General features: G+C 64.5%; 8 protein-coding genes and 1 pseudogene. 8 read left to right on the top strand and 1 reads right to left on the bottom strand.

All coding sequences use genetic code 11. The features are described from left to right. Positions 1 to 595 (bottom strand): annotated as a pseudogene (locus EN742_RS13760) (type VI secretion system ATPase TssH); the annotation flags it as partial. A gap of 334 nt (positions 596 to 929) precedes the next feature. Here EN742_RS13760 and tssA point away from each other — a divergent pair. The 8 genes from tssA to tagH form a co-directional block, all read left to right on the top strand. After that, positions 930 to 2,105: a type VI secretion system protein TssA gene (gene tssA, locus EN742_RS13755; RefSeq protein ID WP_128332917.1), complete on the top strand. Its 1,176-nt coding sequence runs from the start codon at positions 930 to 932 to the stop codon at positions 2,103 to 2,105. 6 nt (positions 2,106 to 2,111) lie between these two features. Then, entirely contained in the window at positions 2,112 to 2,651 is a 540-nt protein-coding gene (tssB, locus tag EN742_RS13750) for a type VI secretion system contractile sheath small subunit (RefSeq protein ID WP_126058948.1), read from the top strand. Between the two features lie 3 nt (positions 2,652 to 2,654). Beyond that, on the top strand, positions 2,655 to 4,163 hold the full coding sequence (gene tssC, locus EN742_RS13745; RefSeq protein ID WP_126058947.1) for a type VI secretion system contractile sheath large subunit: 1,509 nt from the start codon (positions 2,655 to 2,657) through the stop codon (positions 4,161 to 4,163). 48 nt (positions 4,164 to 4,211) lie between these two features. Next, entirely contained in the window at positions 4,212 to 4,667 is a 456-nt protein-coding gene (gene tssD / locus EN742_RS13740; protein ID WP_126058946.1) for a type VI secretion system tube protein TssD, read from the top strand. Then, positions 4,654 to 5,409 (top strand): type VI secretion system baseplate subunit TssE, encoded by a 756-nt coding sequence (tssE, locus tag EN742_RS13735; protein ID WP_126059406.1) that lies wholly within the window; start codon positions 4,654 to 4,656, stop codon positions 5,407 to 5,409. The genes tssD and tssE overlap by 14 nt, the downstream gene beginning before the upstream one ends. 1 nt (position 5,410) lies before the next feature. After that, positions 5,411 to 7,285 carry a type VI secretion system baseplate subunit TssF gene (gene tssF, locus EN742_RS13730; protein ID WP_128332916.1) on the top strand — a complete coding sequence of 625 codons (1,875 nt, stop codon included), beginning with the start codon at positions 5,411 to 5,413 and terminating at the stop codon, positions 7,283 to 7,285. Further along, entirely contained in the window at positions 7,249 to 8,316 is a 1,068-nt protein-coding gene (gene tssG / locus EN742_RS13725) for a type VI secretion system baseplate subunit TssG (RefSeq protein WP_127407220.1), read from the top strand. Before tssF ends, tssG begins: the two co-directional genes overlap by 37 nt. Then, positions 8,313 to 9,395: type VI secretion system-associated FHA domain protein TagH (gene tagH, locus EN742_RS13720; protein WP_128332915.1), on the top strand; the 1,083-nt coding region annotated here is incomplete at its 3' end. The genes tssG and tagH, both read left to right, overlap by 4 nt.

Raw genomic sequence — 9,395 nt, 5'->3', positions numbered from 1 at the left:
GGGCGCGCTGCGTCAGGTCGGTGGCATATTTCGCCAGCGCCGAATCCCCGCCGGGGCCGTGTTTCATCGGCGTCTCCGTGGCGGCCGGGGCAGCGCCGGCCTCCAGCGAACCTTCCATGACATCGGCGAAGCGGGAAATGACGCCGTCCGCATCGATCCGGTCGAACTCGGCGCTGATCTTCGAAACCAGGCCCTCCAGCACCGGCGTCTTCAGGCAGGCAAGCAGGATATGCGAGCTGCGCACCTCCTCGACGCCGAACTCCAGCGTCGCGAGGTTCCAGCCTTCCTGGATGGCGTGGAAGATGTGGTCGGAGAATTCCTCCACCGAGGTGGCGCCGTAGGGCAGCTTGTCGATGGCACGGGTCATGTCCGCCGTCAGCCGGCTGGCATCCAGCCCGGCATCGGCGACGATCATCTGCACATCCGAGCGCTCCGACAGCACCAGTTGCTGAATGAAATGGACGAGTTCGACATAGGGATTGCCGCGCAGCTTGGCCGTGTCGGCCGCGGCCTTGAAGGCGCGCACCCCCGTGGCATTGAGCTTGGCGACCAGTTCCTTGCGCTTGAAGCTCTGCGATGACCGGCGCTGTTCCATCGAACCTGCTCCCGAAATCAGCCAGCCGATACCCTGCCATAGAAGCGGCAGGTTGACAAAGCATGTGATGGATGATGCGCCTCGATGCCCGATTCGCCTAGCATCTTCCGTTTCAGGGAAAGCCCCGCATCCCCAGGCAAACAAACACGAAATTGCCCTCGCCTATGCGATGCATTTCACATACAGCGCCGGACAATGACGCCATGGGTTTCGGCGACAGAACGGTCGCGTTTAGCTTCCGTTAGTTTTTGAGCAGTCCTTGAATTGTGATAAAGTGACGCACTGTGATAACCTTGCGTCACGCAAGGTCTCAAGGCCGCTCCTGGGGGTTGGTGTGATTGATCTCGCACTCTGGCTGAATCCTCTCGACGGTGAGAATCCGTCAGGTGAGGATTTGCGCAACGACCCGGCCTTCCATGAGCTGGAGCGCCTGACCGAACAGCAGACCAAAGTCGAGTATGACGACCGCAACAAGCCGTCCGCGGAAGCGATCATTCCGATCGACTGGCCCGCCGTGCTTGCCAAGGCCGAGGAGTTGCGTCCGCGCGGCCGGGATCTGCGCCTTCTGGTCATCGTCACGCGCGCCCTGGCCAATGAAAACCGGCTGGCCGGACTGGCCGACGGTCTGAGCCTGGTTGCGCAGACGTTCGACGCCCACTGGGAGACCCTGCACCCGGCGCTGCGATCCGGTGCAACGCCGCGCGACGCGGCCTTGCGTCGCATCAACGCCCTGCTCGATCTCCAGAACGGCCAGGAAGGCCTGCTGGCGGACCTGCGGCAGATGATCTTTTTCGCGCCGCGCCCGATCGGGCCGATCAGCGGGCGCGACCTGGAACAAGGCGCCCTCGACGAGCGCGTCATGCTCCAGGAAGCGGCCTCTGGGCTGAATGCGAGCGAAAAGGCAGCGCTTGCGAGCGCCCACAGCCAGCTCTTGAACCGGGTGCGCAGCGGATGCGCGGCGCAGATCGATCAGGCCGGCGAGGCGATGACGTCGCTGCTGGGCGACGCCCGCGCGGCAATCGCGGCCCTCGATGCCGTCGAGACCGCGCTCAACGCCCGCATCGAAGGCAACGGTCCCGCCGTCCCGGAATTGAAACGGTTCCTGCAGCGTTTGCTGACGACCCTGGAGCGCAATTCGGCTGCCGGCGCCGTGGCGAACGGCGCGGCGAAACCCTCCCCGCCGCCGGCGGAACCGGCAACGCCCGTCCGAAACGGTCATGGAGCCGATACGATGGCAAGTGTCGCAAGCTACGCGGAACAGAGCACCGGGCTGCCCGACCGGATTTCCTCGCGCGATGACGTGGTCAAGTGCCTCGACCTTGTCGTCGCCTTCTATGACCGCACCGAGCCGTCGAGCCCGATCCCGCATCTCGCCCGCCGTGTGCGCCGCATGGTGCACATGGATTTTGTTGAACTGATGGAAGATCTCGCCCCGTCGGGGCTGAAGGAGTTCCGGCTTCTGGCCGGCGTTCCCGATGCCAAAAAGACGGCCCAGAAGGATGAAAGGTAGCAACACATGCCAGCCGAAAGCAAAGCGAAGGTCATCGAACGAAATCGCGCGCCGCGGGTGCAGATCGCCTACGACGTCGAAACCTACGGCAGCCCGACGACGATAGAACTGCCGTTCGTCATGGGCGTGATGGCCGACCTTTCCGGCGCTTCGCAAACCAGGGAAGCTTCAAAGTCGCTGTTGGACCGTGCCTTCGTCGAGACCGACGCCAACCGCTTCCCCAAGTTCATGGAGGCGCTCGGGCCACGCGTGAAGGCGCGGGTGAAGAATACGCTGCCGCAAGCGGAAGGCGCCGAGAAGGACGAGGAACTGGCGCTTGATCTCACCTTCACCAAGATGGGCGATTTCGCGCCGGACAAGATCGCCGAGCAGGTCCCGCAACTCGCCGAGATCCTCAAGATGCGTCGCCAGCTCGAGGAACTGCTCGGCTTCATGGATGGCCGTGTCGACGCCGAAAAGCGCATCGCGCAGCTTCTCAACAACGAGCCGCTTCTGAGCAAGATCGCCAGCCAGGCAATGTCTGACGACGACAAGGTTGGGGAATAAGTCATGGCCGAACAGCAAAAGACCGCAGCCGTCACCGCCGAGGCCGAAGCCATTGACCTGGGGGAGTTCAGCGGGCTCCTTGAGAAGGATTTCAAGGTCAAGAAGGACGACAGCGAGAAGCTGCAGCAGCTCGTCCGCAATCTCGCGCTGGCGGCGCAATCCCGCTCCGAGACCACCACCATCTCGTCCAATGCGATCAAGTCGATCAAGTCGCTGATCGCCGGCATCGACAAGATGCTGACCACGCAGGTCAACGAGATCCTGCACGCGCCGGAAGTGCGCGAAATGGAAGGCACATGGCGCGGCCTCTGGTATCTCATCAACAACACCGAGACCGATGCCAAGCATCTCAAGATCCGGGTGATGAACATCTCCAAGGAGCAGCTGGCCGACACCCTCGAGGATTTTGAAGGCCAGATGTGGGATCAGAGCCCGATCTTCAAGAAGGTCTACACGGACGAGTATTCGATGCTGGGCGGCGAGCCGATCGGCTGCATCGTCGGCGCCTACGAATTCTCGAACCATCCGCGCGACGTCGGCCTCTTGCGCAACATCTCGGGCATCTGCGCCTCGGCGCACACGCCGTTCATCGCGGCCGCCTCGCCGCGCCTGTTCCGCATGGACAGCTGGCAGGAACTGCCGAACCCGCAGGACCTTCAGATGATTGTGAACAACCCGGCCTACGCTTCGTGGCAGTCGCTGCGCGAGAGCGAGGATGCGCGCTACATAGGCCTGACCATGCCGCGTGTGCTCGCACGGCTGCCCTACGGCACCGAGACCGTCCCGGTGAAGGGTTTCACCTTCGAGGAGGAGGTGCAGGGCGACCACAACAAATATGTCTGGATGAACGCCGCCTTCCCGATGGGCGTCAACATCAACCGCAGCCACAAACTCTATGGCTGGGGCACCCAGATCCGCGGCGTCGAGAATGGCGGCACGGTGCTCAACCTGCCGGTGCACGCCTTCCCGACCGACGACGGATCGATCGCGATGAAGTGCCCGACGGAAGTCGCCATCGACGACCGCCGCGAGGCGGAATTGGCCAAGCTCGGTCTGATGCCTATCCTGCACCGGAAGAACACCGACCTCGCGGCCTTCATCGGTGCCCATTCGCTGCAGGATGACGAGACGCGCGCCGGTCGCCTGGTCGATCCCGATGCGCAGTCGAACGAACGCCTGAGCGCCAACCTGCCCTACCTTTTCCCAGTGTCGCGCTTCGCGCATTACCTCAAGGCAATTGCGCGCGACAAGATTGGGTCGTTCAAGGAGCGCTCGGACATGCAGATCTGGCTGACCGAGTGGATCAATCGCTACGTGTTGGCCAACCCGGCCTTCGCCGACGACAAGGCGCGCGCCAAGCGCCCACTTGCCGCGGCAGAGGTGCAGGTGGACAGCGTGGAGGGCCGGCCGGGCTATTACAATGCCCGCTTCTATCTGCGCCCGCATTATCAGTTGGAGGGCATCAACGCTTCGCTCCGGCTGGTGTCAGAACTCCCGTCAGTGAAGGGTTGAACTGCAGCAATGTGATCTTGTTTCGTTTGAGAGCGGTGGAGAAAGACAATGCCTGTGAAGATCGATGGCTTCCTGAAAGTTCCGGATATCAAGGGTCCGAGCGTACGAGACGGCCACGAGGACGAGATCGAAATCCATGGTGTCGACTACAAGATGGTCGCGCCGTACGATCCGAATTCGCTCTCGCGCCGCGGTCGTGTGGCCTTGGGGATGATCAAGTTCACCAAGCACTACGACAAGTCCTCGCCCTATCTGAAGAAGGCGCTGTTCGAGAACAAGGCTCTCGACGAAGTGGTGTTTTCCGCGCGCCGGACCATAGACGGCGAGACGAGCGACTATCTGGTCGTGACGCTGACCGACGCCTCGATCATGGAATACGACATGTCGCAGGCCGAGGACGAGGAAGACCTGATCGAGGAGGAAGTCAGCTTCGCCTACAAGAAGATCAAGTTCGTCTACGACAAGGACGACGAAATCGAAATGGATGTCTATGTCGGCAAGTGAGGTCCGGCGGCCCGGCGCGAACAAGCCGCGGCTTGCCGGCAGTTCGCGAGCGACGCGCGAGGCGGTCCAGCCTTCTCTTTGGGACCGCCTCGTCAACGACCTGCCCGGGCTTACCTCCGAGATAGACGGGCTGCGCCGGCTGTTGCAGGACGAGCTTGGCGCGGAGCGGCTGGAGACATTTCTTGCCGGGAGCGCGCGCGCGATCGACGCCGATGCGGAGCTGACACCGGACCAGAAGCGGCGCCTGCACCGGCTGATCTTTCAGGACGAGCACCGTGCGGAGATCGAAAGCCGCGGTGTGGTGGTGTCGGCGCGCGTGCTGAGAGAGGCCGTGCGGCGAGACATCGAGGCCCTGTTCAACACCGAGCGCTTCGAATCCGTTCCGCTGCTGACCGATCTCGAGCGGGAGCAGGCGATGGACGACCCGCCTTCGCTGGCTGATTTTCCGGAAGTGCGCCGAAGCGTGATCAATTACGGCGTGCCTTCCTTCTCCGGCCGTTCGTCGCGAGACTTCGACCGCGATACGTTGGCGCGGGAGATCCGTTCGGTGCTTGCCACGTTCGAACCGCGCCTGAAGGAAAGCGCGACGACCGTCACGGTGACCCTTGGCGACAAAAGTGTGGGTCTGAAGATCGAGATAGACGCGGTGCTGATCATGACGCCGACGCCGGAACGGCTGCGCCTTCGCACAACGATCAATCTCGACAACGGCCTGGCGCGGACCGAATTCAGGGAAAGCTGAGATGGATCGGGTCTTCGTAGAATATTACGAGGAAGAACTGACCCATATCCGCGGGCTCGCCGCGGAATTCGCCGACATGCATCCGGCGATAGCTCGCAACCTTTCGCTCGATACGGTGCCGTGTCCGGATCCCTATGTCGAGCGCCTGCTGGACGGGGTTGCTTTTCTTGCCGCGCGCACGCGGCTAAAAGTCGATGCCGAGCGCTCGCGGTTTTCACGCGCCGTGCTCGACGTCCTCTATCCCGATCTGGTCACGCCGGCGCCGGCGACCGCCATGGCAGTGCTGAAACCCGGCCAGCAGGTCCAGTCGATGATTGCGGGCCACGTCGTGAAGCGCGACACCCGGCTGGTCTCCGGCCTCCAGCCTGGCCTGTCGACACGCTGCACTTTCACCACCGCCCAGGAGATCACGCTGTGGCCGATCGAGATCAGCTCGGTCAGCTATTTCCAGGATCGCAGCGGACTGGCGGCGGCCGGCATCGGGCCGGTCGGCGGCGTGGCCGGCCAAGCGGCGCTGCGCATCGCGCTCACCCGCACCGGCAAAGGCAAATTCAACGAACTCGCGCTTGACCAGCTTGATCTCTATCTTGCCGGCCGCAGTAAGGCGCCGCTGATTTTTGACGCCATTTTCGGCGCCTGTTCGGCGGTTGGCGCGCGCACCGAGGGCAAGACCAACCCGATATCGCCGCTGCCGGAACCCGAAATGGTCGGCATTCGCGACGACGAAGCCTTGATGCCGCGTACCCGTCCGACATTCGAAGGCTACCGCCTGCTGCGGGAATATTTCATGATGCCCGAGCGCTTCCACTATGTGCGGGTTTCTGGCCTGAACCCGGTGGTGCGCAAATGCGACGGAGGGCTGGAGGTCATTTTCCTGTTCCGGCGGCCCGTACCTGAGCTTGCCGACCTTACGCCCGCCGATTTCGAGCTCTTCGTAACCCCGATCATCAATCTCTTCGAGCGCGAGTGCAACATCGTCGAGCTCGATCCCCGCCGGACGCGGCAGGTACTGCATGCCGACCGTACGCGGGCGCGCGACTTCGAGATCTATCGGGTCACGCGGGTCGAGGACGCCGAGAGCGAGGGCAGCGACGCCGAAATACCCGAGCTCTTCAGCCTGGGGCAAAACCGCGGCAGCGGCTGGGTCTACTCCACCGAGCGCCGGCCGCGCCGGCCCACCGAGGATGAGCGGCGCGATGGCCTGACCCGCACCTCCTACACCGGGGACGATGTCTTCCTGGCCGTTTCGCGTCCCATCGCAAGCCCGGCGAACCGACCTCTGAGGCGCCTCGACATCATGGCGCTTTGCACCAATCGCGACCTGCCGATCCTCGACGACAATCCAACGCTGACGCTGGAGACGGGCGACCCGGTCGAGGCGGTCAGGCTCATCGGCGCGTTGCGTCCGCCGCAGCCGGCGATCCCGGCGGCGCTGCCGGCGGGCGCCGAGGGTGAATTCAGGGCCGACAATCTCGCCTGGCGGCTGGTGGCCCAGCTCGGGCTCAATTTCCTCAGCCTTGCCAAGGAAGGTCGCGGTGTCGATCCGCTCCATGCGTTGCTCGACCTCTATGCCGACCGCGGCGATCCGGGTCTCGCCCGCAACGTGCATTCGATCGTGCGCATCGACTCGCGCCCGGTCATCGAACGACTGCAGATCGACGGGCCGATGTGCTTCGGGCGGGGCACGGAAGTAACGTTGCATGTGGACCAGTCCGTGCTCGCGGGACAAAGCACCCTGCTGCTTTCGGCCTTGCTCGCGCGGCTGTTCGCCCGCCATGCCGGAATAAACGGCTTTGTGCGGACCCGCACGCGGCTGCTGCAGAAGCAGGAGGATGTGCCATGGCCGATGACGCCCGGCAATCGCTACCTGATCTAGGCAGCATCGGATCGGGCCGGAGCGAGGGCCTGTCCCAATCGTTCGACTTCTTCGAGCTGCTGCGCCGGCTCGAACGCAGGGGCGGCCTATTCGGCCATTCCGGCCGGTTGGAACGCGAGCCGGCAAGACTCGGACAGCATGTGCGCCTGAGCTTCTCGGCCAGGGACGTGGTGGACTTTCAGGAAGCCGCCGACAACACGCCGGCGCGGGTCACGGTTGCAAATCTCGGCCTGATGGGACCTGAAGGTCCGCTGCCGCTGCATCTGACCCGCTGGGTGCTTGATCGCCTGTCGCAGCGCTGGTTCACCGGCGCCGATGCCAGGCAGACCAGCGACACGACCTTTGTGGACTTCGTCAACATCCTCCAGCATCGCATGATTGCCCTGTATTACCGGGCTTGGGCGGATGCCCACCCGGGAGTGCAGGTCGAACGCGCTGTCGGCGGCCGCGTCCGCGCAATGCTCGAGGCGATGGCCGGCATTGGCCTTCCCGGCACCCAGGACCCCGAACTCGACACCGTCAAGCTGCGCCAGGCCGCTTCGCTTGCCAGCCAGGTCGACGGTCCGGAACGGCTCACCCTGTATCTCGCCGAAGCCTTCAAGGTGCCGGTGCAGGTCAAGGAGTTCGTCGCCGCTTGGATATCGGTGCCGACCGCGCTGCAGAGCCGCCTGGCCAAGGCCTACGCGGCCCTCGGCCGCGGGGCGACGATCGGCCCGCGCGTTTTCAGCCGCCAGAGCAGGATCGAGCTGCGCGTCGGCCCCCTCGGCCTGGAGGACTTCAAGTCGTTTCTGCCGGGCAGCCGGCGGCTGACGCTGTTCAAGCACGCGGTTCGCGACATGATCGGGGAAACGCTCGACGTCGACCTGCGTATCGTGCTCGCTCGCGAGGCCGTGCCGCCGCCTCGCGTCGGAACCGTCCAGCTTGGCCGGACCGCCTGGCTTGCGCGGCCCCCCGAAAGGGGAGATGCTGACGATCTGCGGCTGCGCACGATCGTCGGATGGCGGCCGGAGATAGCGGAGGTCGCGGCATGAGTCTGCTGCTGACGCTGGAGCAAGGGCCACGCACCCAGGCGGTAAGGCAGACCCGGCTGGACGAGGGCGAACTGGTGATCGGCCGCAGCGCCGACGCCGGCTGGCAGATCGACGATCCGGACATGTTCGTCTCGCGCGCCCATTGCAAGATCACCGGCGGGCAGGACGGCTATTTCGTCACCGACACCTCGAGCAGTGGACTGTTCATAAACGACTCCGACAGCCCGCTCGGCGCCGGCAGGTCGGCACGCCTGCAAAGCGGCATGCGGCTGAGGCTCGGCGACTACATACTCCATGTCGACCTGCAGGCGCCGGCCATGCAGCCGCCGGCCACCAGCCAGCCTGTCGCCGAACGGTCGCCGCCGGCGTCTCGCGCGCCGGTCAGCATCGGCAACGACGATTTCTTTTCGGCCAGGGCCGAAGAGGAGCCGCGACGGCCGCGTCCGGCCGAGCTGCCGAACCCGTTCGAGCAGCCGCTGCCGGGGGCGTTCGAACGTGCCAACGCAAACCAGGGCAGCTCTCAAGCCTTCGACGACCCGTTCAGCCTCGATCCGGTGCCATCCCTCAACGGCATGGCCGAACCCGTTCCGGCAAAGCCGTCGCCCATCCAAGACGATTTCGGCTTCGGACCGGCCACGCCATCGGGTCCGGCAAATGGCGGCTGGCCAGCGGGCGAGCGCGAACGCGCCGCCGAAAGACCGCAACCGGCAAATCCATGGGATTTGCCGGTGCAGGCAGCCGAGCCCCCTCCCCCGCCGCGTGTGGCCTCCGGCTCGAGACCGGCGCGTGCGCCGGCAGCGGCGCCGTCACAGTCAGACATGGCGCTTCGCAACGCATTCCTGCGCGGCATGGGCGTCGAGGAAGCCGATTTTCCCGGCCGCGACGCGATCGCCGAAATGGCGAAGTTCGGGCGCGAGTACCGGCTGATGATGGAAGGGCTGATGCAGCTTCTGCGCAAGCGCTCGGAGGAAAAGGGAAACGCGCGTGTCGCCCAGACGATGGTTGGCGCCTCCGAGGTCAATCCTCTCAAGTTCCTGCCGACGGTCGACGACGCCATCGTGACCATTCTTGGCGAACGC

The organism is Mesorhizobium sp. M4A.F.Ca.ET.020.02.1.1 (genome assembly GCF_004022645.1).
Lineage (GTDB): Bacteria > Pseudomonadota > Alphaproteobacteria > Rhizobiales > Rhizobiaceae > Mesorhizobium.
The sequence above is the reverse complement of the archived record's forward strand: the minus strand, read 5'-3'. Positions and strand labels throughout refer to the sequence as shown.